Genomic DNA, 26,385 nt, shown 5'->3' on the forward strand with positions numbered 1-26,385 from the left:
TCATGACCGCCTATGTCGTCATGGAACCGCCCGGCCGCAGCGAGAGGGCCGATACAACCGCCTTTGTCCGCGACGGTTTCACCTGGCTGGGTTTTCTGGTGCCGCCGCTCTGGTTCGCCTGGCATCGGCTGTGGATCGAGGCAGCCCTTGCCTTCGTCGTCATGGGCCTGCTTTCTATGCTTGGCCAAAAGCTCGGCCTTGGCCCGGCCGCATCGCTGCTCTCGTTGCTGGTTTCGCTGTATGTCGGACTGGAAGGGCAGGGGCTGCGCATATCGGCACTTCGCCGGCGCGGCTGGCACGAATGGGGCGTGGTCGAGGCCGGATGGCTCGATGACGCCGATACGCGCTATGCGCTCGAGACGGAAGCACGTTCCGATCAGCCCGCACCGGGACCGCGCATGGTCCCGGACGCTGCCCTGGCGCGGCCATCGCAGCCGGGCATCGCGCTGGGGCTGACCCATGTTCCGGGAAGACACTGATGCGGGTTGCCATCATCGATTACGGCTCGGGCAATCTGCGCTCTGCCACCAAGGCTTTCGAGCGTGCCGCGCGGGAAGCCGGCACATCCGCGGATATCGACCTGACCGCCGATGCGGAGAGGGTGCGCACGGCCGATCGCATCGTCCTGCCCGGCGTCGGCGCCTATGCCGACTGTGCGGCCGGCTTGCATGGCGTCGAAGGCATGTGGGAGGCGATCGAGGAGGTCGCGATTGCCAAGGGCCGGCCTTTCCTGGGCATCTGCGTCGGCATGCAACTGATGTCGCAGCGCGGCCTGGAAAAGATTGTCACCAATGGCTTCGGCTGGATATCAGGCGACGTCAAGGAGATCAGGCCGGCCGATCCGGCACTGAAAATCCCGCAGATCGGCTGGAACACGATCGACCTCAAACGCCAGCATCCGCTGTTTGCCGGCATTCCGACCGGGCCGGACGGGCTGCATGCCTATTTCGTCCATTCCTACCATCTTGATGCGCGCCAAGCGGACGAGGTCCTGGCGGTCGCTGACTATGGCGGCCCGGTGACGGCCACGGTCGCCCGTGACAATCTCGTCGGTACGCAGTTCCATCCTGAAAAGAGCCAGGCGCTGGGCCTGGCGCTGATCACCAATTTCCTGCGCTGGAGGCCCTGAAACACCATGAGTAAGAAGGGCTACTGGATGGCGATGATCGATGTCCGCGATCCCGATGTGTACAAGCAGTACATCGAGGCGAATGCCGTCGCCTTCGCGAAATACGGCGCGAAACTCCCGGTGCGGGCCGGTCGTTACGAGAGCCCCGAAGGACCGACCGGCAACCGTCACGTGCTGGTCGAGTTCGAGTCCTACGACAAGGCGGTCGAATGCTATCATTCGCCGGAATATCAGCACGCCTCGAAGTTTCGGCTTGCCGCCTCATCGGGCCATTTCGTCATCGTTGAAGGCGCCTGAACGGATGATCCTTTTCCCAGCCATCGACCTCAAGGACGGCCAATGCGTGCGCCTCAAGCACGGCGACATGGCCACCGCGACCATCTACAATGACGATCCGGCGGCCCAGGCCAAAGCCTTCGAACAACAGGGCTTCGAGTGGCTGCATGTCGTCGACCTCAATGGTGCCTTCCAGGGCCAGAGCGTCAACAGTGCGGCGGTCGGCGCCATCCTCAAGGCGACGAAGAATCCGGTCCAGCTCGGCGGCGGCATCCGCACGCTGGCGCAGATCGAGGACTGGCTCGATCGCGGGCTGGCCCGCGTCATCCTCGGTACGGTGGCGGTGCGCGATCCCGATCTGGTCAAGCAGGCTTGCAAGGCATTCCCGGGCCAGGTGGCCGTCGGCATCGACGCCAAGGGCGGCAAGGTTGCCGTTGAAGGCTGGGCCGAGGCGTCGAGCCTCGGCGTCATCGAACTGGCGAAGAAGTTCGAGGGCGCCGGCGTCGCCGCCATCGTCTACACCGACATCGACCGCGACGGCGTTCTGACCGGCATCAACTGGGATGCCACCATCGACCTCGCCGACGCCGTGTCGATCCCGGTCATCGCTTCCGGCGGCCTCGCCTCGATCGCGGACATCGTGCGCATGACCATGCCCGACGCGAAAAAGCTCGAGGGCGCGATCTCCGGCCGCGCGCTCTATGATGGCCGCATCGATCCGACCGAGGCGCTGGCGATCCTGAAAGGCCGGCCTGCGGCGGAGACGCGGTCGTGAAAATCTCCATCATTCTGGCCTCTTATGACAGCGGCCACTACCATGGCGGCATGGGCCAAGGTCCGGATTCGCTGATATCGGGCGGTCTCGTGGACGCGCTGACCATAGCTGGCCACGATGTTGCCGTGGAAGACATCGGCAAGGTCGGAGACATTCAGGAGCGCGAGATCGCCACCGGCTTTGCCGTCTGCAATGCGGTTGCCGCCGAGGTTCGCCTTGCCCGTGACGCCGGTCGGTTTCCCATCGTTCTTGCCGGAAACTGCCTGACCAGCGCTGGCGCGGTCGCCGGAGAGGACGCCGATGCGATCATCTGGGCCGACCAGCATGGTGACCTCAACACGCCCGAGACATCCATATATGGCTTTCTCGACGGCATGGCGCTGGCCACTGTTCTGGGCCTGTGCTGGCGCCCGATGGCGGCGGCCATTCCCGGCTTCAAGCCGATCGATCCGTCATGTTGCGTGCTCATCAACGCACGCGATCTCGATGTCGCGGAAAAGCAGCTCCTCGAGACATTGCCGATCATCCGGACGGAATGTCCGGGAGTGGCCCAGGCGACCGAAAGACTGAAGGTCGCCGGCGCCAGACGCGTGCACATGCATCTCGACCTCGACGTGCATGACCCCCAGCAGCTGCAGGCCAACCGCTACGTCAGTTCCGGCGGGCCGAGCCCGGAACAGTTGCGCGACGCGGCTTGTGCCGTCGCACTTGCGGTGCCGGTCGTCGGCATCACTGTTTCCGCCTATGATCCGGCCTTCGACGCGCAGGGCGATGTCCCGCCGCTGGTCGGTCAGTTGCTCAACGATCTCATCGCCACGATAGAGGGCCGCTGATGCTGAAAGCCCGTGTCATCCCCTGCCTCGATGTCAAGAACGGTCGCGTCGTCAAGGGCGTCAACTTCGTCGATCTGATCGACGCCGGCGACCCGGTCGAGGCTGCCAAGGCCTATGATGCGGCCGGCGCCGACGAGCTCTGCTTCCTCGACATCACCGCTTCGTCGGATAATCGCGAGACCATCTTCGACGTCATCGCACGCACCGCCGAACAATGCTTCATGCCGCTGACCGTCGGCGGCGGCGTGCGCCAGGTCGCCGATATCAGGAAGCTGCTGCTGGCCGGCGCCGACAAGGTGTCGATCAACACGGCGGCGGTGAAGAACCCGGATTTCGTCGCCGAGGCGGCCGACAAGTTCGGCAACCAGTGCATCGTCGTCGCCATCGATGCCAAGAAAGTGTCGGGCGCCGGCGAGGCCGATCGCTGGGAGATCTTCACCCATGGCGGGCGAGAGAAGACCGGCATCGATGCGGTCGAGTTCGCGCGAAAAATGGTCGATCGCGGCGCCGGCGAGATCCTGCTGACCTCGATGGATCGGGACGGCACCAAGGCCGGCTACGACATCGCGCTGACCCGCGCCATTGCCGACGCGGTGCGGGCGCCGGTCATCGCTTCCGGCGGTGTCGGCACGCTCGATCACATGGTCGAAGGCATTCGCGATGGGCATGCCGGCGCGGTGCTGGCGGCCTCCATCTTCCATTTCGGCACCTACACGATAGCGCAGGCCAAGGCGCATATGGCCGCTGCGGGGCTGCCGATGCGGCTGGACTCGCTTGGCAATCGGTCCTAAAGCATGATCCCGAAAAGTGGGAACCGGTTTTCGGCAAAAAGATCATGCTGAAACAAGCAGATAGATGAACGGTCATGACCGAGTTTTCGCTATCCGACCTGGAAAAAATCGTCGGGGAACGCGCCCATTCCGGTGATCCGGACTCCTGGACTGCAAACCTGTTTGCGCGCGGCATCGACAAGGCGGCGCAGAAGCTTGGTGAAGAAGCGGTCGAGACCGTCATTGCCGCCGTCAAGGGCGATAAACAGGCCCTCATTTCGGAAAGCGCCGATCTTGTATATCATTGGCTCGTCGTTCTCGGCCTCTCCGGGGTTTCGCTGAGCGACGTGCTTAGGGAACTCGAACGCCGCACCGGGCATTCGGGCATCGCCGAGAAGGCGTCACGGCCCAAGGGCTGACCGCGAGGAGGGCAGGCATCTCGATGGATCAGCTCGCGCCAACCGAGAAATATTCACCCTTTCGTTTCTTCTCGGCCGAGCAATGGTCGCAATTCCGCGCCGACACGCCATTGACGCTAAGCGCGGACGAATTCCGCCGCCTGCGCTCGCTCAACGACCCGATCGACCTCGAAGAGGTCAAGCGCATCTATCTGTCGCTGTCGCGGCTTTTGTCCGCGCATGTCGAGGCGAGCCAGCTGCTGTTCAGGCAACGCCAGGCCTTTTTCAACGCGGTGGACATCGTCAAGACGCCTTTCATCATCGGCATTGCCGGTTCCGTCGCGGTCGGCAAATCGACCACCGCGCGCGTGTTGAAGGAGCTGTTGGCGCGTTGGCCGTCGAGCCCCAAGGTCGACCTCATCACCACCGACGGCTTCCTGCTGCCCAACGAGGTCCTGCGCCGCGAGAACCTGATGGAACGCAAGGGTTTTCCAGACAGCTACGATGTCGGCGCTCTGCTGCGCTTCCTCTCGGGCATTAAGTCCGCGCTGCCCGATGTCCGCGCGCCGGTCTATTCGCACCTGACCTATGACGTCATTCCCGGCGAGTTCGTCACCATCGACCGGCCCGACATCCTGATCTTCGAAGGCATCAATGTCCTGCAGCCCGGCAAGCTGCCCCAGGACGGCAAGATCGTGCCCTTCCTGTCGGATTTCTTCGACTTCGCCATCTATATCGATGCCGACGAGAAGCTGATCCACAATTGGTACATCTCCCGCTTCATGCGGCTGCGTGAGACCGCTTTCCGCAACCCGGAGTCCTTCTTTCACCGCTATTCGCAGCTCTCGGAGGGTTCGGCGCGCGCCATCGCCGAAGGTCTGTGGACCAACATCAACCTGAAGAACCTGCGCGAGAACATCCTGCCGACGCGAGCCCGCGCCGACCTCATCCTGCGCAAGGGCGCCGATCACCGGGTCGAGGAAGTGGCGCTCAGGAAGCTGTGACGGCCGGCTTCGTCACCCGTCGCAGCGTCAGATTGATGCGGCCGCCATTTTTCAGCAGCGCCGAAGTCGAGGGATAGATCCGGTCGACGCCGTGGAAGCACAGGCGGCCTTCGCCGCCGAGCACCACGACATCGCCGCTTTTCAGTCGAAACGACTTTGTGCCGCCCTCGCGCGTCGCCCCCTCGCGCGTCACTTGGCCAACCCTGAACAGGCAATCGTCGCCGAGCGAGACGGAAACCACCGGCGCCGAAAAATCGGCCTCGTCGCGGTCCTGGTGCAGGCCCATCTTTGCCTCTGGCGTGTAGAAATTGACCAGGCACGCTTCCGGCGGATGCGGATAGCCCGAGACCTGCCGCCACAGCTCGAGCAGGCTATTCGGGATTGGCGGCCATGGCGCCCCGGTCACTGGATGCGTCGGCTGGTAGCGGTAGCCTTGCTCCTTGTCCGTGACCCAGCCGAGCGGGCCGCAATTGGTCATGCGCACACTCATCTCCTTGCCGGTGCGCGGCATCGCCGGCACGAACAGCGGCGCCTGCTGCACGACGCTTCTCACCTCATCGACCAGCGCTTCCTGCACGCTGCGTGACAGGTAAGCCGGCATGTGGCGGACGCCTTTGGGCAGGACGAGCATAGGCTTGGTCGCTAGATCCGTTCGTCAAAAGTCAAGCATGCCATCGCCAAATGAAAACGGCGACCCGAAAGTCGCCGCTCATGCCAACAGCGGTTCGAAATTGGAAGTTGTTTTGTGCGCTCGCCATTGGCTGTGTAGTGCTTAATCGTTCTCCACCCGGCTGCGCAGTTTCTTGATCGTGCCGCGTCCGGCCTTGCTCTTCAGCCGCCGCTCCACTGCACCCTTCGATGGCCGCGTCTTCTTGCGCGGCGGCGGCGGCGGTTCGGCGGCCTTGGCGACCAGCGCCGTGAGCCGTGCCCGTGCGTCCGCCCGGTTCTGTTCCTGGGTGCGGAAGCGGCCTGCCTCGATGACGATGACGCCGTCCTTGGTGGCACGCTGGCCGGCAAGCTTGATCGTGCGCTCGCGCACGCGCTCCGACAGGCCCGTTGCGTTGGCCGCGTCGAAGCGCAGTTGCACCGCCGTCGCCACCTTGTTGACGTTCTGGCCGCCCGGACCGGACGAACGGATGAAGTCCTCGTGCAGGTCGCCCGGGTAGATCACCGCATCGTCGGCAATGATGATGTTGTCGTCGCTCGCCATGCCGCAGTCATGGCGCGGCGGATCAAAAAAGAAAAGGCCCGATCGAAACCGGGCCTTTCAACGACGGCTGAGTCCGATGGCGTGATTACTCCGCCGCTTCCTGCATGCGCGGCGCGGCGCCCAGCACCACGGCGTCGACATGACGTTCGAATTTCTCGAAGTTGACGGCGAACATGCCGACCAGTCTTGCCGCCTGCAGGTCATAGCCGGCCTTGTCAGACCAGGTCGAGCGCGGGTCGAGAATGGCGCTGTCGACGCCGCGAACCGCCACCGGCACCTCGAAACCGAAATGAGGGTCGGTGCGGAACTCGGCCGTCTTCAGCGAGCCGTCGAGTGCGGCGGCAAGCAAGGCCCGCGTCGCCTTGATCGGCATGCGCTTGCCGGTACCGTAGGCGCCGCCGGTCCAGCCGGTGTTGACCAGCCAGCAATCGGCGCCATGGCGGGCGATCAGCTCGCGCAGCAGGTTGCCGTATTCCGATGGATGGCGCGGCATGAACGGCGCGCCGAAACAGGTGGAAAACGTCGCTTCGGGCTCGGTCACGCCCTTTTCGGTTCCGGCCACCTTGGCGGTGTAACCGGAGAGGAAATGATACATCGCCTGCGCCGGGCTCAGCCGCGCGATCGGCGGCATCACGCCGAAGGCGTCGGCGGTCAGCATGATGATGTTGTTGGGGTGGTTGGCGCGTCCCGTCTTGCTGGCGTTGGGGATGAAGTCCAGCGGATAGGCGCAGCGCGTGTTTTCGGTGAGCCTCCCATCGTTGAAATCCGGCACGCCGTCGACATCGAGCACGACATTTTCCAGCACGGTGCCGAAGCGCTGCGTGGTGGCAAATATTTCCGGCTCGGCTTCCGCCGACAGCTTGATCGTCTTGGCGTAGCAGCCGCCTTCGAAATTGAAGATGCCATGCGGCCCCCAGCCATGCTCGTCGTCGCCGATCAGCGTGCGCGAGGGATCGGCCGAAAGCGTCGTCTTGCCGGTGCCCGACAGGCCGAAGAAGATGGCTGCATCGCCGGCCGCGCCCTCATTGGCCGAGCAATGCATCGGCATCACACCTTTCGCCGGCAGCAGATAGTTGAGCATGGTGAACACCGACTTCTTCATCTCGCCGGCATAGGAGGTGCCGCCGATCAGCACGATCTTGCGCGTGAGGTCGACGGCGATCACCGTTTCGGTACGGCTGCCGTGGCGGGCTGGATCGGCACGGAAGGACGGCAGGTCGATGATGGTCATATCCGGTACGAAATGCTCGAGTTCGGCGGCATTCGGACGGATGAGCAGATTGCGGATGAACAGCGAGTGCCAGGCAAACTCGGTGACGACCCTGGTCGGCAGCTTCAGCTCCTCATCGGCACCGCCAACCAGATCCTGGACGTAAATATCCTTGTCGGCGGCATGCGCCTGGAAATCGGCAAGCAACGCGTCGAACTGGGCCGGCGAGATCGCCTTGTTGTTGTCCCACCAGATATGCGGCTCGGTGGCGCCGTCGCGGACGACGAATTTGTCCTTGGGCGAGCGGCCGGTGTGCTGGCCGGTCTCGGCGAGCAGCGCGCCGTGCGCGGTCAGCCTGGCTTCGCCGCGTCGGATCGATTCCTCATAAAGGGCTGCCGCACCGAAATTATAGCGCACCACGCCGGTGGTTTTCAGGCCGATATGATCGATCGCGCAGGCAGGATTGCGTTTGCCGACTTCCGACATGGGTGTCCCTTCTTGGATTTGCCGCATCTTTGCCGGCGTGTTTCCGACAAGCCCGCACCGCGGACTGAAATGCTCAGAAACAGAAAAGCCGAATGATATCAAATCATTAATCGATTTAAATATTTTGAAAGTTGTTTAAATCGTTTATATGTGCAAAAAGTTTCGCGGTTGCCCAAAGGATTGGCGATGTTCGTTCGTCCAATCCATATCGAGGTAGGATTGTGGCCGCCGGCAAGCCGCGCGTGACAGCGGACAAGGCCTATGCCACATTTTGTACCTAATTTGTCCTGCAAAAGCCCCTTCTCTACGAAAGAAGGGACAGCTCATGAGGGAGCCGCTTGAAATGGCAACAATCGCGCTTGTCGATGACGACCGCAACATTCTGACATCGGTGTCGATCGCCCTCGAATCCGAGGGGTATCGCGTCGAGACTTACACGGATGGTGCGTCAGCGCTGGAGGGATTGGCGGCACGCCCGCCTAACCTTGCCATCCTCGACATCAAGATGCCGCGCATGGACGGCATGGAACTGCTGCGCCGGATGCGCCAGAAGTCCGACCTCCCGGTGATCTTCCTGACTTCCAAGGACGACGAAATCGATGAATTGTTCGGCCTCAAGATGGGCGCCGACGATTTCATCCGCAAACCGTTCTCGCAGCGTCTGCTGGTCGAGCGGGTGCGCGCCGTGCTGCGCCGTGCCAGTGCCCGCGAGGCCGCCGCCAAGACACCCAGCCAGCAGGCCCGCTCGCTCGAACGCGGTCAGCTCGTGATGGACCAGGAGCGCCACACCTGCACCTGGAAGGGCGAGCCGGTGACGCTCACCGTCACCGAGTTCCTGATCCTGCATTCGCTGGCGCAGCGTCCCGGTGTCGTAAAAAGCCGTGATGCGCTGATGGATTCGGCCTATGATGAACAGGTCTATGTCGACGACCGCACCATCGACAGCCACATCAAGCGGCTGCGCAAGAAGTTCAAGGCCGTCGACGACGACTTCGAGATGATCGAAACCCTTTACGGAGTCGGATACCGGTTCCGCGAGGCGTGAGTGCATGTCGCCCAAAAGTGGTCCCGGTTTTTGGGGTGACGACATGCACCAGAGCAAGGTATTTCATGTCGCCCAAAAGTGGTCCCGGTTTGGGATGACGACATGCATCTAACTAGAGACTAGGCGGGAGCTGCTATTCGATGGCAGTCGAGGCACAGCGAAGCAGACCGGCGGGCGCCTCGAGGCGGCCGTCGCGGATCATGCCGTCCTTCGTGTCGAAGATCACGGTCCCGATGCGCCGCTTCCTCGGCCATCATATCTTTTCCAGCCTGACGCGGCGTATCCTTTTCCTCAATCTTGCCGGCCTTGCTGTCCTGGTGACCGGCATCCTCTATCTCAACACCTTCCGCGACGGGCTGATCGACGCCCGCGTCGAAAGCCTGATGACGCAGGGCGAGATCATCGCCGGCGCGATCGCGGCGTCGGCGACGGTCGAGACGGATTCGATCAGCATCGACCCGGAAAAGCTGCTTGAGCTGCAGGCCGGCGAAAGCCTTGGACCGGGCTCCGACCAGCTCGACAATCTCGACTTCCCGATCAACCCGGAACGTGTCGCGCCGGTGCTGAGAAGGCTGATCTCGCCGACCCGGACCCGCGCCCGCATCTATGATCGCGACGCCAACCTGCTGCTCGATTCACGCCATCTCTATTCGCGCGGCCAAATCCTGCGCTACGACCTGCCGCCGGTCGAAGAGGAACAGCCCGATCTGCTCGAGCGCATCCAGAAATTCGTCTTCGACTTCTTCCGCAACACCGAGCTGCCAGTCTATCACGAGCAGCCGGGCGGCAATGGCGCCGCCTTCCCGGAAGTGGTCAAGGCGCTCACCGGCAGCCCGTCGACCATCGTGCGCATCTCGGAGCAGGGTGAGCAGATCGTTTCCGTGGCGGTGCCCATCCAGCGCTTCCGCGCCGTTCTCGGCGTTCTGATGCTGTCGACCGAAGGCGGCGATATCGACAAGATCGTCGCCGCAGAGCGCAAGGCGATCCTGCGCGTCTTCGGCATCGCGGCCTTGGTCACCGCCATCCTGTCGATGCTGCTCGCCTCCACCATAGCCAATCCGCTGCGCCGGCTGTCGGCGGCGGCGGTGCGGGTGCGGCGCGGCGTCAAGAGCCGTGAGGAAATCCCCGACTTTTCCGACCGCCAGGACGAGATCGGCAATCTCTCGATCGCGATACGCGACATGACCAACGCTCTCTACGCCCGCATCGAGGCGATCGAAAGCTTTGCGGCCGACGTGTCGCATGAATTGAAGAACCCGCTGACGTCGCTGCGCAGCGCGGTGGAAACCTTGCCGCTGGCCAAGAACGACGATTCGCGCGGCAGGCTGATGGACGTCATCCAGCACGATGTCAGGCGGCTGGACCGGCTCATCACCGATATTTCCGATGCCTCCCGTCTTGATGCGGAGCTCGCGCGCGAAGATGCCGGGACCGTCGACTTGAAGAAATTTATCACCGATCTCGTCGTCGTTTCGCGTGAAGCCACGCGCAACAAGAAGGCGGTCGAGATCGAGTTCAAGGTCGCCAAACTGCCGCAGGGCGTCAAAGGCTATTTCGTCGTCGGCCATGATCTGCGCATCGGCCAGGTCATCACCAACCTGATCGAGAACGCCCGCTCCTTCGTTCCCGAGGACCATGGCCACATCGGCCTGTCGCTGGCGCGCGCCGGCAAGTTCAACATCATCACCGTCGACGACAATGGTCCCGGCATCCGCGCCGACAACATCGACCGCATCTTCGAACGGTTCTACACCGACCGGCCGGCCGGCGAGGCGTTCGGCCAGAATTCAGGCCTTGGCCTGTCGATATCCAGGCAGATCGTCGAGGCCCATGGCGGCACCTTGACCGCCGAGAACATCCCCGGCACCAAACCCGGCGAGATCAAGGGCGCGCGCTTTGTCGTGACGCTGCCGGCCGAAGCATGATCCCGAAAAGTGGAAACCGGTTTTCTCGGACGAACGGTTCCGTTCGTCCAGAGATCATGCTTCATCCAACCGGCATGATCCCGAAAAGTGGAAACCGGTTTTCGGACAAGATCATCATGCTTCATCCAAAAGCATGATCGTGCAAGATCGTGCCTGATCCAGTTGCGCAGCCAGAAAACATTCACGGAACCGCGATCCTGATCGGCGAGCGCGGCGTCCTTATCACCGGGCCGTCCGGCGCCGGTAAGACGACGTTGGCGCTGACACTCCTGGACCATTGCCGCGCGCGCGGACTGTTCTCGCGGCTGATCGGCGACGACAGGCTGCTTGCCGCGGCCCGCGCCGGGCGGCTGGTCTGTCGCGTGCCTGCGACCATCGCCGGTCTCGCCGAAGTGCCTGGGTTCTTGCCGCGACCGCTGCCGTTCGAGCCGGGCGGAGTGATCGACCTGCATGTGAGGCTGGTGCCAAAGGCAGAGATGGCCCGTTTCCAGGAGGAGGAAATCAGCGAGCCTGTCGCAGGCTGCCCGGTGCCGCGTATCGACCTTGCCGAGCGTAACGCCGCCACGGCACTGCCCGCCGTGATGGCGCGGCTGTCGATCGCGCCTTTTCTATGATCCGCCCCGGCTTTTTTGCTGCAATGCGTCAAAATGGCATGGACCTGCGCAATTTTGGGCTTGTCAACGGGCCGTGCGTCGACAAGATAGCGCTCCCGCCGCCTGGAATGGCTGGCGAGCATAAAATGCGCCTGTGAAGCGGCGATGACGGGAGCCACCAAAGAATGATCGGACTCGTGCTTGTAACGCACGGTCAACTGGCCGCCGAGTTTCGACATGCCGTGGAACATGTCGTCGGGCCACAAGACAATTTCGAAACCGTGGCGATCGGCGCCGATGACGATATGGAGCAGCGTCGCCGCGATATCGTCGACGCTGTTGCCCGTGTCGACACCGGGGCGGGGGTCATCGTGCTGACCGACATGTTCGGCGGCACGCCCTCCAACCTTGCCATCTCGGTGATGGAGTCCGGCCGCACCGAAGTGATCGCCGGCATGAACCTGCCGATGCTGATCAAGCTCTCCTCGATCCGCAAGGGCGACAATATGGCCGCCGCGCTCGACGAGGCTCAGGCGGCCGGCCGCAAATACATCAATGTCGCCAGTCAGCTTCTGAGCAGCAAATGAACGCGCTGTCCCCGGAAAAAGATCAGATCGCCAAAGATACCATCACGAGGGACTTCCCCATCATCAACCAGCGCGGCCTGCACGCCCGCGCCTCGGCGAAATTCGTCCAGCTGGCCAGCGGCTTCGACGCCTCGGTGCATGTCGAGAAGGACGGCGTCAAGGTCGGTGGCACCTCGATCATGGGCCTGATGATGCTGGCGGCAAGCCCCGGCTACTCGATCCGAGTCACCGCCAGCGGGCCGCAGGCGCGGCAGGTCATCGACGCGCTGGAGCAACTGGTGGCGTCCCGCTTCGGCGAGGAAAGCTGATCCGTCACACCGCGAACGCGTGTCCGAGAGACATGCACGGATAAAGATTTCTTTATATCCCATTGTCGTCCCGGTGCCGATCTGCTAGTCAACCCGGCAATTCGCGCCCTTCGACGCGCCTGCCGGCGTGGGCGCATCCGCAACCAATTCGCAGCACAAAACTTCGGAGCACTGCCATGACGGGTAGCAAGGACTATGTGGTCGCCGACATCTCGCTTGCCGGCTGGGGCCGCAAGGAAATCGAGATCGCCGAGACCGAAATGCCGGGCCTGATGGCCAGCCGCGAGGAATTCGGCGACAAGCAGCCGCTCAAGGGCGCGCGCATCACCGGCTCGCTGCACATGACCATCCAGACCGCGGTCCTGATCGAGACGCTGAAGGCGCTCGGCGCCGATCTCCGCTGGGCCTCCTGCAATATCTTCTCGACCCAGGATCACGCGGCCGCGGCCATCGCCGAGGCCGGTATCCCGGTGTTCGCCGTTAAGGGCGAGTCGCTCGAGCAGTACTGGGATTATACCGACAAGATTTTCCAGTGGGCCGACGGCGGCCTCTCCAACATGATCCTCGATGATGGCGGCGACGCCACCATGTACATCCTGATCGGCGCCCGCGCCGAGGCCGGGGAGGACGTCCTGTCCAACCCGCAGAGCGAGGAGGAAGAGTACTTCTACGCGCAGGTGAAGAAGCGCCTGAAGGCCTCGCCCGGCTTCTTCACCAAGCAGAAGGCGGCGATCCGTGGCGTCACCGAAGAGACGACGACCGGCGTCAACCGGCTTTACCAGCTGCAGAAGAAGGGCCTGCTGCCCTTCCCCGCCATCAACGTCAACGACTCGGTCACCAAGTCGAAATTCGACAACAAATACGGCTGCAAGGAATCGCTCGTCGACGGCATCCGTCGCGGCACCGACACGATGATGGCCGGCAAGGTAGCCGTCGTCTGCGGTTACGGCGACGTCGGCAAGGGCTCGTCGGCCTCGCTCAAGGGCGCCGGCGCCCGCGTCAAGGTTACCGAGGTCGATCCTATCTGCGCCCTGCAGGCGGCGATGGATGGTTTTGAAGTCGTCACGCTGGAAGACGCGGCACCCACCGCCGACATCGTCATCACCACCACCGGCAACAAGGATGTCGTCACTCTCGACCACATGCGCTCGATGAAGGACATGGTGATCGTCGGCAACATCGGTCACTTCGACAACGAGATCCAGGTGGCCGCGCTGCGCAACCTGAAATGGACCAACGTCAAGCCGCAGGTGGACATGATCACTTTCCCGGACGGCAAGCGGATGATCCTTCTGTCGGAAGGCCGCCTGCTCAATCTCGGTAACGCAACCGGCCACCCGAGCTTCGTCATGTCGGCGTCCTTCACCAACCAGGTGCTTGCCCAGATCGAGCTGTACACCAAGCCCGGCCAGTACGAGAACCAGGTCTATGTCCTGCCCAAGCATCTCGATGAAAAGGTCGCGCGCCTGCATCTCGACAAGCTTGGCGCCCGCCTCACCGAATTGTCTGGCGAGCAGGCGGCCTATATCGGCGTCACGCCGCAGGGTCCGTTCAAGCCGGAACACTACCGCTATTAACCAAATCTAAAAGTGCTACCAGATATTGAGGCCGGGCGATTGACTTTTCGCCCGGCTTTATTTTTGCGCGCAATCGCCTTCACGACGATTCGGCGAGGGTTTATTGTCAGGTGATTCGCGACGCTTCCAGCCCGAGAGGGGTTCAAGAGAGGTGTGCATCAGGGCGGTCTTGCATTCAGGCGGCGGAGAGGACCAAGACATGCCGGGGCAACACCCGCACAGAGCGGGACGGGCCGTTTCCGGCGGCCATGACGATTCGAGGATCACTGGCTCCGCCTTGCAAAGCGGGGGCCTGTCCTGGCGCGCCCGTGCGTCGATCTTCCTTGCCACCTCCGCGCTTGCCGGCCCTTTGGCAGGTGCTGTCGCGCATGCCGAGACCGCTGGTTCCGCCGTCGCCGGATTGTCGATGAGCGCCGTCGAGGTGATGCAGCTTGCCGTGTTTGTCGGGGTGACGGGCGCTGCCCTTCTCTCCGCCATCGTTCTCATCCGCGAAAGAGCCCGCACCTCGGCGGAAAATGTCGAACTCAGGAGCCGCCTCGCCGACATCAACGCGGCGCTCCGCCGCTCGGAGGCGCTGCTCAATCTGCGCGACCAGCGCGTGGTCGTCTGGGCTGCGGAAAACAAGAAGCCGGAACTCATAGGCACATTGCCCGTCGAAAGCGGCGCTCCGGAGGACCGGGCTGCTTTCCTTGCTTTCGGCCGGTGGCTGATGCCGCGTTCGGCGGCAGCACTTGAACATGCCGTTGCGGGATTGCGCGAAAAGGCCAAACCCTTCGACCTCGTCATCGAATCGCAGGCCGGCGCTCCGCTCGAAGTGCATGGTCGCAAGAGCGCGGCGCATGTGCTCGTGCGTTTTATCTCGCTTTCGGAGACGCAGCGCAGCCAGGCCAGGCTGAAGATCGAGAACCAACGGCTGGCCGCCGACCATGATACGATGATCGGCCTGCTCGACGCGCTGAACATGCCGGCCTGGCTTCGCAGCGCGGATGGGCGGCTGAAGTGGGTCAACCGGGCCTATGCCGATGCGGTCGAATCCGAAAATGCCGAAACCGCGGTTCGGGAGGCAAAAGAGTTCCTCGGTGGCCAGGCACGCGACGCGATTGCCGCCCAGCACAAGACGCATCCGGTCTTCGAACAGTCGCTTTCCACCGTGATCGAAGGTGATCGCCGTGTGTTTGCGGTCACCGATTTCGCCGGCAGCGAAGGCTCGGCCGGCCTTGCTTGCGACACCAGCGCCATCGAGACGGTTCGCGGCGAATACGAGCGGACCGTCAGGAGCCACGCCGACACGCTCGACCAGCTCAATACGGCGGTCGCCATTTTCGACACCGACGAGAAGCTGCGGTTCTTCAATCAGGCCTTTCAGAAGCTATGGGGCCTCGACAGTGGTTTCCTGCACAGCGCTCCCGACAATGCGCTGCTGCTCGACCGGCTGCGCAGCGAGGGCAAGATCGCCGAGCAACCGGAATGGCGCCGCTGGAAGGAAGGTTTGCTCGGCGCCTATCGTGCCGTGGAATCGCAGGAGCATTGGTGGCATCTGCCGGACGGCAAGACCATCCGCGTCGTCGCCAACCCGCAGCCCAAGGGTGGCGTGACCTGGGTGTTCGAGAACCTGACCGAGAAGATGGACCTCGAAAGCCGCTACCAGACAGCGGTGCGGGTCCAGGGCGAGACGCTCGACAATCTGGCCGAAGGCGTCGCGGTGTTCGGCCCCGACGGCAGGCTTCGGCTGTCGAATCCCGCCTTTGCCACACTCTGGGGTTTGAGCGGCGAAGCGGCCAAGCCAAATGTCCACGTGTCCACGATCCGCGACCTTTGCGACCGGCAGGCGGCGGACAGTCCCTGGCCAGGCTTCGTCGCCGCCATCACCGGCTTCGACGACGAGCGCCGCGACCGCCACGGCCAGACCGAACTCAACAACGGCAATGTGCTGAGCTACGCCATGATCCCGTTACCCAACGGGCAGGTGATGATGACCTTCGTCGACGTTACCGACAGCGTTCATGTCGAAAGGGCGCTGAAGGACAAGAACGAGGCGCTGCAAAAATCCGACCAGCTCAAGAACGAATTCGTCCAGCACGTCTCCTATGAACTGCGCTCACCGTTGACCAACATCATCGGCTTCACCGAACTGCTGTCGCAGCCCACGACCGGTCCGCTGACGCAGAAACAGCGCGAATATGTCGAGCATGTCAGCTCGTCGTCCTCGGTGCTGCTCACCATCGTCAACGACATCCTCGATTTGGCGACGGTGGACGCCGGCATCATGGAGCTCGACATTTCCGAGGTGCACGTCGATCGCACCATTGCGGCCGCGGCCGAACTGGTCGCCGACCGGCTGGAAGAGCATTCGATCAGGCTTGAGGTCGACGCCAGTGCTGCGCCGAAGACGTTCCACGGCGACGAAATCCGCGTCCGCCAGATCCTCTATAATCTGCTCAGCAACGCCGCCAACTACGCCCCGGAAGCCAGCACCATCCGGCTCACTTGCCGCAATCTGGCGGACGGGGTGGAATTCTCGGTTCATGACGACGGTCCCGGCATGCCGCCGGACCTGCTCGATTCGGTGTTTCGCCGCTTCGAGCCGCGCGCCAATGGCGGCCGCCGGCGTGGTGCCGGTCTCGGCCTGTCGATCGTCAAGAGCTTTGTCGAGCTGCATGGCGGCAGCGTTCGCATCGAAACCGGCAAGGACAAGGGCACGACCGTCATCTGCACCTTTCCCGACATGCCGGGCATCCGTGCCGCGGCCGAGTAGCACGCTCGATGACGGGATTGGTGCTGGAGCGTTTGCTCGCCGACGAGACACAGACAGCACGGCTGGGCGAAGATCTTGCCCTGTCGCTGCGCCCGGGTGATGTGCTTGCCCTCAAGGGCGATCTCGGCGCCGGCAAGTCGACGTTGGCGCGGGCCTTGATCAGGACCTTGGCCGACGATGCCAGTCTCGATGTTCCGAGCCCGACCTTCACGCTGGTGCAGAGCTACGACACGCGCATCCCGGTCCATCATTTCGATCTCTACCGCCTGTCCTCGGCGGCCGAGATCGATGAGCTCGGCTTCGACGAAGCCCTGACCCAAGGCGCCGCTTTGGTCGAATGGCCGGAACGGGCCGAAGATTATCTGCCGAAAACCACGGTCCTGATCGAGCTCGTCCAGCATGGCGACGGCCGGTTGGCGAGATTGTCGGGGCAGGGCGCTCCCTTCGATCGGGCGGCACGATCGCTGGCCATGCGCGACTTTCTCGTGAACGCCGGCTGGGGGCAAGCGCAGCGCCGCCATTTCGTTGGCGATGCTTCGGCCCGCTCCTACGAGATCGTTTCGCTGCCGGACCGGAAGCCGCGAGTGCTGATGAACTCGCCTCGGCTGGTGCTCGGCCCACCCGTGCGCGACGGCAGAGCCTATGCCGAGATCGCTCATACCGCCCAGTCGGTCTCCGCCTTCGTCGCCGTCGACCGCGCCTTGAAGGCCGGCGGCGTCAGCGTTCCGGAAATCCATGCCGAGGACCAGGAGCAGGGATTCCTGCTGCTCGAACACCTTGGTTCTGAAGGATTTCTCGGCGGCGATGGCCAGCCAGTGGCCGAGCGCTGCACGGCGGCGGCCGAGCTGCTGGCCATGATGCATGGCAGGACCTGGCCGCAGCGCCTGGAAACAGGGCACGGCGGTTTCCACGACGTGCCGCCTTTCGACCGTGATGCCATGATCATCGAAGTCGATCTGCTGGTCGATTGGTACGTGCCGGCGCTATCGGGCAGCCCGGCAAGCGACAGCTTGCGCGCCGGCTACCACAGGGAGTGGAATGCGCTTCTCGACCGTCTGCACGGCCGCGAAGTCACGCTGATGCTGCGCGACTTCCATTCGCCCAACATCATCTGGCGCGGCGATCGTTTCGGGCATGACCGGCTGGGCATTGTCGATTTCCAGGATGCGCTGATCGGCCCGTCCGCCTATGACGTCGCCTCGCTCGCCATGGACGCGCGCGTCACGATGTCGCCCGAGATCGAGAGAGAGACGCTCGATGCCTATATCGCGGCGCGCCACGCAGCCGGCGCTTTCGACGAAGCAAGTTTCCTGGAATCCTACGCCATCATGGCGGCGCAGCGGAACTCCAAGATCCTCGGCATCTTCGTCCGGCTCGAAAAGCGCGACGGCAAGCCCTATTATCTAAAACATCTGCCGCGCATTCGCGATTATCTGCGCCGGGCCTTGTCTCATCCGGCGCTGGCAAGCATGCGCGATTTCTACAACGCCAACGGTTTGCTGGAGGAGCGAGCGCTGTGACAGCAAAACCGGACACTGCCATCGTACTTGCCGCCGGGCTCGGCAAACGCATGCGGCCGATCACCGACACCACTCCCAAGCCGCTGGTCAGGATCGCCGGCAAGACGCTGCTCGACTGGAGCCTCGACAGCCTGGCCGCCGCCGGTGTCGGCAAGGCCGTGGTCAACGTCCATTATTTTCCCGAACAGATCGTCGCCCATGTCGCCACGCGCCACGCGCCACAGGTCGTCATTTCCGATGAGAGCGAAAGACTTCTCGATTCCGCCGGCGGCATCGTCAAGGCGTTGCCGGAATTGGGTGAGCAGCCCTTCTACATCCTCAACGCCGACACCTTCTGGATCGACGACGGTCCCCTCAATCTCGATCGCCTCGCCCTTGCATGGGACGCGGCGAAAATGGATATTCTGCTGATGCTGGCGGATCTCCATCAGGCGACCGGACACTGCGGCAGCACCGATTTCCTGGTGGCGCCGGATGGTGCCTTGCGGCGCTCGAAAGGCGATCCGGCGGGCCTGATCTATGCTGGGGCGGCGATCGTCCATCCGCGCCTGTTCGGGCAAGCAGCGGCCGGGCCGCACTCGCTCAACGCCTATTTCGATTCGAGCATCGCCGCCGGGCGGCTGTTCGGCATGCCGATGCACGGCCAGTGGATCACCGTCGGCACGCCCGATGCCATTCCGCTTGCCGAAGCGGCGGTCGCCGGCGCGCTAATCGAGTCGCAATGAGCGGCTCAAGCCGCGTTTTCTCGATCCCGCCCGGAGCGCCGTTTCTACCGACGCTTGCCGAAGCGCTGCTTGCCGGCCGCCTTGTTCCTGGCTTTCGCTTCGACGGCGACCCGCTCGCTCTGGCCGATGTCACCATCTATGTGCCGACGCGCCGGGCAGCGCGCGCGCTGCGGGGTGTCTTCGTCGACAGCCTGGCGGCACGCGGTGGCGGCGGTTCGGCGATCCTGCCGGTCATCCGGCCACTCGGCGAGTTCGACGAGGACGAGGCCGTATTCGAGACCGAGGCAGCGGCGGCCATCGATCTCGCGCCGCCGATCGCCGCGATCGAGCGCCTGTTGCTGCTGACGCCGCTGGTGCGCGCCTGGAAACGCCGGCTGCCGGCCCATGTCGCCGCGCTCTTCGCCGAGGAGATCGTCATCCCGGCCTCCACCGCCGACGCGATCTGGCTGGCACGCGATCTCGCAAGGCTGATGGACGAGATCGAGACGGAAGGAACGGACTGGGCCAAGCTCACGGATCTGGTGACCGGAAATCTTGCCGGCTGGTGGCAGGTGACGCTCGAATTCCTCGGCATCGTCACCGATGCCTGGCCGAAATTCCTCGCGGAAAGCGATCGCTCCAATCCAGCCGCGCATCGCAGCGCGCTGATCCGTGCCGAGGCGGCGCGGCTGCAGCGCAATCCGCCGGCCGGACCGGTCATCGCCGCGGGGTCGACCGGCTCGATACCCGCCACCGCTGAGCTGCTTGCGGCAATCGCCCGCTTGCCCGGCGGTGCCATCGTGCTGCCCGGCCTCGACCGGTCGCTGGACGAAGCCTCCTTCCAAGCAATCGCCGCGCCCGGCGCCCGCCCGGCCGTGCTTGGCCACCCGCAATACGGTCTGGCCAGGCTGATCGGCAAGATCGGGGTGCTGCGCGGCGATGTCGAGGAGATCGGCGCGGCCGAGCCACGGCTTGCGCTTCGCGCCGCTCTTGTCGGCGAAGCGCTGCGGCCAGCCGAGACCACCGAATTGTGGTCCGAGACACGCAATGGCTTTTCGCCGTCCGACGTCGCCGGGGCATTCGCCGGCGTGACCTTGCTCGAAGCCGCCAGCGAACGCGATGAAGCCGTGGCCATTGCCGTCGCGCTCAAGCGCGCGGTCGAAAACCCAGGCCAAAAGGCCGCTCTCGTCACCGGCGACCGTGCGCTGGCGCGACGCGTTTCGGTCGAGCTCCAGCGCTTCGGAGTCGTCGCCGACGATTCCGGCGGCACGCCGCTCGCCAACACCCCGGCGGCCAGCTTGCTCAGGCTGGCGCTCGAGGCGGTGTTCCGGCCAGGCGATCCCGTCGGCCTGCTGTCACTGCTCAAGCATCCGCTGCTTGGCCTTGGCCTCGAACGGGCTGATGTGCGCGGTGCGGCGGAGCTGGTAGAACTGGTGGCGCTGCGCGGCGGTATCGGCCGCCCCGACATCGTTTCGCTTCCGGAATTGTTCGAGGCTCGCCTCACCGGCCTGGGCAGCGGCAGCCGGCCACCTTTCTGGTTTTCCCGGCTGACCGTGCGCACCATCGAAAGCGCACGGAATTTGCTGGACCGTCTCACGCAAGCACTGGCGCCACTTGCGGCCTTCCGGGGCCAGGATGACGCCGACCTTGCCGCGCTGGTCACAGCCAGCGTCGTCGCACTCGAAAATCTCGGCCGCACCGCCGATGGCGGCCTTGGCGAACTCTATGCCGGTGACGCCGGCGAAAAGCTTGCCGAACTGCTGCGCGGGCTGATCGCGGCTTCCGCGCCCTTGTCGTTCGCGGCGAACGAATGGCCCGACGTGATGGCGGCGCTGGTCGCGCCTGAAACGGTAAAACCGGCGCAAGGCACCGACAGGAATATCTCCATCTGGGGTGCGCTGGAAGCACGCTTGCAGACTGTCGACACGCTGGTCATCGGCGGGCTGAACGAGGGCGTATGGCCGCGCAAGCCCGAGAGCGACCGCTTCATGTCGCGGCTGATGAAGGCTGGCATCGATCTCGAACCGGCGGAACGGCGCATCGGCCTTGCCGCGCATGATTTCCAGATGGCCATGGGCGCGAAGAAGGTGCTGCTGGCCCGCTCGGCGCGTGCCGGCGATGCACCGGCGGTGCCGTCGCGCTGGTTGCAGCGCCTGCTCACGTTCATCGGCAACGACCAGGCGGCAGCGCTGCGCCGCCGTGGTGACGAACTGCTCACCTGGGCGCGCGCGCTCGACTCCGGTCCAAGACAGGATTTCGCGCCGCGGCCGCAGCCGAAGCCGCCCTTGTCAGTGCGCCCTGGCCATTTCTCGGTCACCGAGATCGAGACACTGCGTCGTGATCCCTATGCCGTCTACGCAAGGCGAATCCTCGGCCTGATGCCGCTCGATCCGGTCATCCGCGACCCCGGTGCGGCCGAGCGCGGCACGCTGTTCCATGCCATCCTGCACCTGTTCGCGGCGCGCGTCGCCGACCCACGCGTGCCCGACGCGCTCGCTGGCCTCATATCAGCCGGCCGTGCCTGTTTTGCCGATGCGGCCCTTCCAGTCGATGTCGAAGCGGTGTGGTGGCCGCGTTTCGAAAAGCTTGCCGCCAACATCATCGAGTGGGAGCGCACGCGCGCCGGCGCGGTGATCCGGCGGCATGCCGAGGAGCGCGCCGGAAAGACCGTCGTTGGCCAGTCCGGCGTGACGCTGTCCGGCTATGCCGACCGTGTCGACCTGCTGGCTGGCGGCATGGCCGACATATTGGACTACAAGACCGGCTCCTCGCCGTCCAAGGCGCAGGCGCACACGCTGCTGGCGCCGCAACTGGCGCTGGAGGGCGCTCTGCTCAGGCGCGGCGCCTTCAAGGATTTGGGCGCGCGTGAACCGTCGCAACTGGCCTTCATCAGGTTGAAGCCGAATGGCGAGGTGTTCGAGGAATCGATCCTCGAACACAACCGCCAACCGCGCACCGCAGCCGATCTTGCCGAAGAGGCCTGGGCGCGGCTGGAAAAGCTGTTGATCCACTATGCCGACCCGGCGACCGGTTACCTGTCGCGCGCGCTGCCGTTTCGCGAGGGCGAGACCGATGGCGATTACGACCATCTTGCCCGCGTGCTGGAATGGTCGGCCGGCGGCGACGCCGGTGACGAGGGAGGGGAGGCATGAAAAAGGCCTATCCCATCCCGAGCGACACCGCGACCAGCCAGGCCCGCGCCGCCGACCCTCAGAATTCCGCCTGGGTGTCGGCGAACGCCGGCTCCGGCAAGACCCATGTGTTGGCCCAGCGCGTCATCCGGCTGCTGCTGCGCGGCACCGATCCGTCGAAGATACTGTGCCTGACCTACACGCGCGCCGCCGCCGCCAACATGTCGAACCGGGTGTTCTCGACACTGTCGGAATGGACCACACTCGGTGACGCGGACCTGGCGGCAAAGGTCGAGGCCCTGGAAGGCCGCCGGCCGGATCTGGAGACCATGCGCAGGGCGCGACGCCTTTTCGCCGAGGCGCTGGAAACGCCCGGTGGGCTGAAGATCCAGACCATTCACGCCTTCTGCGAATCGGTGCTGCACCAGTTCCCTCTGGAGGCCAACATCCCGGCCCATTTCGAAATGCTCGACGGCCAGATGGAGGCCTCGCTGTTTGCCGCGGCGCGCCGCGACATGATCTCCGGAACTGCCGCCGGCGACCGGGATCTGGCCGAGGCCTTTGCCACCATCCTCGACCGTGGCGGCGAAGCCGGGCTCGATGCCTTGCTGGGCGAAATCGTGCGCAAGCGCGACGGCTTGCGCAATTTCATCGACGCGGTCGGACGCGACGGCACGCGCTTCCAGGCATTGTTCGACGAATTCCATTTCCGCCGCGGTCAGACCGCCGAAGGAATAGCGGCATCGGTCTGGCCGTTGCCGGGCTTCCTGCCCGATTATTTTGCCGGCTTTGCCCAGGCCGCCGATGCCGCCGATGCCAGGACGGTGCTGAACAACATCCTCCCCTATGCGCGCCAGGCCTTCGCCGAGAACGATCCCATTCGCCGCCTGCAATTGCTCGCAAGAGCCTTCCTCAAGACCGATGGCGACGCCTACGACCCGGCAAAAGCCTTCAAGAAGGCGCTGGTCGACCGACTGCCGGATCTGGCGGAGCGCTATCTCTCAGCAGCCAGTACGATCGTTGAAACCGTCGATCGGCTGGCCCTGTTCCGGATGCTGGAAGGCACGGTTGCCGCGCTGACCATCGCCGACTGGCTGATCGCCCGCTACGAAGTGCTGAAGCGCAGCCGCGGCTTTCTCGACTTCAACGACCTGATCACCCGCACCGTCAACCTTCTGGCGCGGCCCGATGCCGGCCCCTGGGTGCAATACAAGCTCGACCAGGGCATCGACCACATCCTGCTCGACGAGGCACAGGACACCAGCCCGGATCAATGGGAGGTTGTGAAGCGGCTGGCGGAAGAGTTCTTTGCCGGCTTCGGCGCCCGCGACAGGGTCCATCGCACGGTCTTCGCCGTCGGTGACGAGAAGCAGTCCATCTATTCGTTCCAGGGTGCGGCGCCGGATTCCTTCGCCGACAGCCGGCTGTTGTTTGCTGGCAGGGTGCGCGACGCCGAAGCGTCCTTCGCCGACCTCAAGCTGACCTGGTCGTTCCGCTCGACCGACGACGTTCTGGCCGCCGTCGACCGCGTCTTCGCCGATCCCCTCGTGCGGCGCGGCATCAGTCATGATCCCGATCCGCTGAGCCACAAGGCGATCCGCACCGATGCGCCGGGCTATGTCGAGGTCTGGCCGTCGGTAGGCGCCGACGTCGTCGACGAGCCCGACGATTGGACGCAAGCCATCGACCATGCGCATGCGCCGGCGGTGCGCGTTGCCGAGAACGTCGCCGCCACCATTGCCGGCTGGATCGGCACCAGTGAGATTATCGAAGGCCGCGGCAAGCGGCTGCGGCCAGGCGACGTGCTGGTGCTCGTGCGCAAGCGCGACCGCTTCGTCCATGCGCTGACCCGGGCGCTCAAACGCCGCGACATCCCGGTCGCCGGCGCCGACCGGCTGAGCCTGCCCGGCCATATCGCCGTCAAGGACCTGATCGCGCTTGGCCATCTCCTGATCCAGCCGCAGGACGATCTGTCGCTCGCCGCCGTGCTGCGCAGTCCGATCTTCGATCTGCCTGAAGAGACGCTGTTTACGCTCGCCGCGGAGAGGCCATCTGGGCTGTCGTTGCTCGCATCGCTGCGCACCCAGGCTGGCGACAGCGAGCGGCTGGCGGCGGTCATCGCCCGGCTCGATACCTGGGCGAGCGAGGCCGCGTTCAAGCCGGTCTTCGAGTTCTATGCCGGGCTGCTGGCGCGCGATGGCGTGCGCCGCAAGATGATCGCGCGGCTCGGGCCTGAGGCCGGTGACATTCTCGACGAGTTCCTGAGTTTCTGCCTTGCCGAGGAACGAACCGGCCTGCCGGGGCTGGAAGCCTTCCTGTCGACTCTGGAAAACGCCGGTCCTGAGATCAAGCGCGAGATGGACCAGACCCGCGACGAGGTCCGGGTCATGACCGTGCACGCCGCCAAGGGCCTGGAAGCGCCGGTCGTGTTCCTGGTCGATGGCGGTTCGGCCCCGTTCAGCGACCAGCATCTGCCGCGCCTGATGCCCTTCGATGGCTCCGGCACCAACTGGGATGGCAAGGGCTATCTCTGGCGCTCGGCCAGCGACGTCGCCAACGGCTTTTCGAAGGCAGCGGCAGCGCGGGCACGAGAACTTGCCGACGACGAATACCGCCGGCTGCTCTATGTCGGCATGACCCGTGCCGAGGATCGGCTGATCGTCTGCGGCTATCACGGCAAGCGGGCGCCGAACGGCGGCACCTGGCACTCGATCGTCAGCCGCGCACTGGTCGGCGCTCCGGAGAGCCAGCAGCATCCGCATCCCGCCGGCGGCGAGCCGGCGCATCGTTTCCATGTCACGAAGCTGCCGCCGGTCGCACTGGTATCCAGCGAGCAGGCACGGCAGGCCGACGCTTTCGAGCCTTTGCCGTCGGGCCTGTTCCGGCCCTTGCCGCCGTTCGAGGACTTGCCGCGTCCCCTGTCGCCATCCGGCGCCGCGGCGCTGATCGACGAAGGCAAGGAAGCCGTGATCGACAAGGCGTCGCCGGTTATCGATGCCGATGCGGAGCCAGGTTTTGCCGTGCTGCGTGGGCTTGCCCTGCACAAGCTGCTGCAGATGCTGCCCGGTATTGCCGAGCCCGAACGCGCGGGAGCAGCGGAACGCTACCTCGCACGAACCGGCGCCGGCTGGCCTCCGTCAGAGCGGGAGAAAGCCTTGGCTTCGGTCACTTCGATCCTTGCGGATCCCCGCTTCAGTCAGCTGTTTGCGCCGTCGTCGCGTGCCGAAGTCGCGATCATGGGCAGCCTGGAGGTCAAGGGCAAAAAGCGCTCGATTTCCGGCAAGATCGACCGGCTGGCGGTGACATCCGACAATGTGTCGATCGTCGACTACAAGACCAATCGGCCGGCACCCGCCTCTCTGGCCGAGGTGCCGCCGGCCTATGTCCTGCAGCTGGCGCTTTATCGTGCCCTGCTGCAGCCGCTTTATCCCGGTCGCGCGGTCCAGGCAGCCTTGCTGTTCACCGAGGCGCCGCGGCTGATCGAGCTGCCGGCGAGCGCCATGGATGACGCCCTTGCTCGACTCACGGGAGCGTGACACAACACCTGCTTGAAGAAGGGCGCGATCACCACCACATTTGGTGCGACGAAAAATTTCGAAAGGATTTCCGCATGACCACCGTCAAGGTCGACAAGAGCAATTTCCAGGCCGATGTGCTTAACGCCAGCGTACCGGTCGTCGTCGATTTCTGGGCGGAATGGTGCGGTCCCTGCAAGATGATCGCGCCGGCGCTTGAGGATATCGCCAGCGAACTTGGCGCCAAGATTAAGATTGCCAAGCTGAACATCGACGAGAATCCCGAGCTTGCCGCGCAGTTCGGCGTGCGCTCGATCCCGACGCTGATGATCTTCAAGGGCGGCGAAGTGGCCGACATGAAGGTCGGCGCGGCGCCCAAGACCGCGCTGTCGCACTGGATCAATGGCAGCCTCGCCTAATCCATCTGAAATTCCTGATATCAAGCCCGGCCTCGCGCCGGGCTTTTTGTTGGCGTCACTACAGGGCCGCGCGTCTATGGCCGCACGCGTAGCAATTGGATTGGCGCATGATCCTTTCGGAAAATCGAGACCGAGTTTCTGGGTCATGCGCTGGGCGGCTCTGGCCCTCACATCCGGGCACTCCATGTCTTCTGTTGTCGATGCAGGATGTCTTC

General features: G+C 64.2%; 23 protein-coding genes. 20 read left to right on the top strand and 3 right to left on the bottom strand.

Translation table 11 applies throughout. The annotated features are described in order from the left end of the window. The first annotated feature begins 2 nt into the window (after positions 1-2). The 8 genes from NKJ89_RS13785 (at position 3) to coaA (ending at position 5,185) form a co-directional block, all read left to right on the top strand. Entirely contained in the window at positions 3-479 is a 477-nt protein-coding gene (locus tag NKJ89_RS13785; protein ID WP_352603111.1) for a DUF2628 domain-containing protein, read from the top strand. Next, the gene (hisH, locus tag NKJ89_RS13790; RefSeq protein ID WP_352603113.1) at positions 479-1,129 is read left to right on the top strand and encodes an imidazole glycerol phosphate synthase subunit HisH; all 651 of its coding nucleotides are present in this window, start codon (positions 479-481) and stop codon (positions 1,127-1,129) included. Before NKJ89_RS13785 ends, hisH begins: the two co-directional genes overlap by 1 nt. Positions 1,130-1,135: 6 nt before the next feature. Then, positions 1,136-1,426 (top strand): DUF1330 domain-containing protein, encoded by a 291-nt coding sequence (locus NKJ89_RS13795; RefSeq protein WP_352603115.1) that lies wholly within the window; start codon positions 1,136-1,138, stop codon positions 1,424-1,426. Between the two features lie 4 nt (positions 1,427-1,430). After that, a complete protein-coding gene (gene hisA / locus NKJ89_RS13800; protein ID WP_352603117.1) occupies positions 1,431-2,180 on the top strand; it encodes a 1-(5-phosphoribosyl)-5-[(5-phosphoribosylamino)methylideneamino]imidazole-4-carboxamide isomerase in 750 nt (249 codons plus the stop codon). Continuing rightward, positions 2,177-3,013, top strand: a complete 837-nt coding sequence (locus NKJ89_RS13805) for an arginase family protein (RefSeq protein WP_352603119.1) — start codon at positions 2,177-2,179, stop codon at positions 3,011-3,013. The genes hisA and NKJ89_RS13805 overlap by 4 nt, the downstream gene beginning before the upstream one ends. After that, positions 3,010-3,804, top strand: coding sequence for an imidazole glycerol phosphate synthase subunit HisF (hisF, locus tag NKJ89_RS13810; RefSeq protein WP_023761126.1), 795 nt, complete (start codon positions 3,010-3,012; stop codon positions 3,802-3,804). Before NKJ89_RS13805 ends, hisF begins: the two co-directional genes overlap by 4 nt. Before the next feature lie 74 nt (positions 3,805-3,878). Continuing rightward, on the top strand, positions 3,879-4,202 hold the full coding sequence (locus NKJ89_RS13815; RefSeq protein ID WP_352603121.1) for a phosphoribosyl-ATP diphosphatase: 324 nt from the start codon (positions 3,879-3,881) through the stop codon (positions 4,200-4,202). A 23-nt stretch (positions 4,203-4,225) separates the two neighbouring features. Then, on the top strand, positions 4,226-5,185 hold the full coding sequence (coaA, locus tag NKJ89_RS13820; RefSeq protein WP_023761128.1) for a type I pantothenate kinase: 960 nt from the start codon (positions 4,226-4,228) through the stop codon (positions 5,183-5,185). Here the strand turns inward: coaA and NKJ89_RS13825 are convergent. The 3 genes from NKJ89_RS13825 to NKJ89_RS13835 form a co-directional block, all read right to left on the bottom strand. Next, a complete protein-coding gene (locus NKJ89_RS13825; protein WP_352603123.1) occupies positions 5,172-5,816 on the bottom strand; it encodes an alpha-ketoglutarate-dependent dioxygenase AlkB family protein in 645 nt (214 codons plus the stop codon). The genes coaA and NKJ89_RS13825 overlap by 14 nt on opposite strands. 141 nt (positions 5,817-5,957) lie before the next feature. Further along, the gene (gene arfB / locus NKJ89_RS13830) at positions 5,958-6,395 is read right to left on the bottom strand and encodes an alternative ribosome rescue aminoacyl-tRNA hydrolase ArfB (RefSeq protein WP_352603125.1); all 438 of its coding nucleotides are present in this window, start codon (positions 6,393-6,395) and stop codon (positions 5,958-5,960) included. 85 nt (positions 6,396-6,480) lie between these two features. After that, on the bottom strand, positions 6,481-8,091 hold the full coding sequence (locus NKJ89_RS13835) for a phosphoenolpyruvate carboxykinase (protein WP_352603127.1): 1,611 nt from the start codon (positions 8,089-8,091) through the stop codon (positions 6,481-6,483). A gap of 343 nt (positions 8,092-8,434) precedes the next feature. Here NKJ89_RS13835 and NKJ89_RS13840 point away from each other — a divergent pair, with 343 nt between their 5' ends. The 12 genes from NKJ89_RS13840 to trxA all read left to right on the top strand — a co-directional run bounded on the left by NKJ89_RS13840 (position 8,435) and on the right by trxA (position 26,170). Next, entirely contained in the window at positions 8,435-9,136 is a 702-nt protein-coding gene (locus NKJ89_RS13840; protein WP_013528337.1) for a response regulator transcription factor, read from the top strand. 140 nt (positions 9,137-9,276) lie between these two features. Further along, a complete protein-coding gene (locus NKJ89_RS13845; protein ID WP_352603129.1) occupies positions 9,277-11,061 on the top strand; it encodes a sensor histidine kinase in 1,785 nt (594 codons plus the stop codon). Positions 11,062-11,210: 149 nt separating this feature from the next. Further along, positions 11,211-11,675, top strand: a complete 465-nt coding sequence (locus NKJ89_RS13850; protein ID WP_023761133.1) for an HPr kinase/phosphorylase — start codon at positions 11,211-11,213, stop codon at positions 11,673-11,675. A gap of 164 nt (positions 11,676-11,839) precedes the next feature. Next, complete coding sequence (locus NKJ89_RS13855; RefSeq protein ID WP_023761135.1) at positions 11,840-12,241, top strand: PTS sugar transporter subunit IIA; 402 nt, start codon at positions 11,840-11,842, stop codon at positions 12,239-12,241. After that, the gene (locus NKJ89_RS13860; protein WP_023761136.1) at positions 12,238-12,549 is read left to right on the top strand and encodes an HPr family phosphocarrier protein; all 312 of its coding nucleotides are present in this window, start codon (positions 12,238-12,240) and stop codon (positions 12,547-12,549) included. The genes NKJ89_RS13855 and NKJ89_RS13860 overlap by 4 nt, the downstream gene beginning before the upstream one ends. 176 nt (positions 12,550-12,725) lie before the next feature. Beyond that, complete coding sequence (ahcY, locus tag NKJ89_RS13865; RefSeq protein WP_023761137.1) at positions 12,726-14,126, top strand: adenosylhomocysteinase; 1,401 nt, start codon at positions 12,726-12,728, stop codon at positions 14,124-14,126. A gap of 199 nt (positions 14,127-14,325) precedes the next feature. Then, positions 14,326-16,881, top strand: coding sequence for an ATP-binding protein (locus NKJ89_RS13870; RefSeq protein WP_352603131.1), 2,556 nt, complete (start codon positions 14,326-14,328; stop codon positions 16,879-16,881). A gap of 8 nt (positions 16,882-16,889) precedes the next feature. After that, the gene (gene tsaE / locus NKJ89_RS13875; protein ID WP_352603133.1) at positions 16,890-18,401 is read left to right on the top strand and encodes a tRNA (adenosine(37)-N6)-threonylcarbamoyltransferase complex ATPase subunit type 1 TsaE; all 1,512 of its coding nucleotides are present in this window, start codon (positions 16,890-16,892) and stop codon (positions 18,399-18,401) included. Next, entirely contained in the window at positions 18,398-19,126 is a 729-nt protein-coding gene (locus NKJ89_RS13880; protein WP_352603135.1) for a nucleotidyltransferase family protein, read from the top strand. Before tsaE ends, NKJ89_RS13880 begins: the two co-directional genes overlap by 4 nt. After that, positions 19,123-22,257, top strand: a complete 3,135-nt coding sequence (gene addB, locus NKJ89_RS13885) for a double-strand break repair protein AddB (protein ID WP_352603137.1) — start codon at positions 19,123-19,125, stop codon at positions 22,255-22,257. Before NKJ89_RS13880 ends, addB begins: the two co-directional genes overlap by 4 nt. Then, a complete protein-coding gene (addA, locus tag NKJ89_RS13890) occupies positions 22,254-25,772 on the top strand; it encodes a double-strand break repair helicase AddA (protein WP_352603139.1) in 3,519 nt (1,172 codons plus the stop codon). Before addB ends, addA begins: the two co-directional genes overlap by 4 nt. 74 nt (positions 25,773-25,846) lie before the next feature. Next, positions 25,847-26,170: a thioredoxin gene (trxA, locus tag NKJ89_RS13895; RefSeq protein WP_352603141.1), complete on the top strand. Its 324-nt coding sequence runs from the start codon at positions 25,847-25,849 to the stop codon at positions 26,168-26,170. The last annotated feature ends 215 nt before the right edge of the window (positions 26,171-26,385 follow it).

This window comes from Mesorhizobium sp. M0047 (assembly GCF_040323315.1).
Lineage (GTDB): Bacteria > Pseudomonadota > Alphaproteobacteria > Rhizobiales > Rhizobiaceae > Mesorhizobium.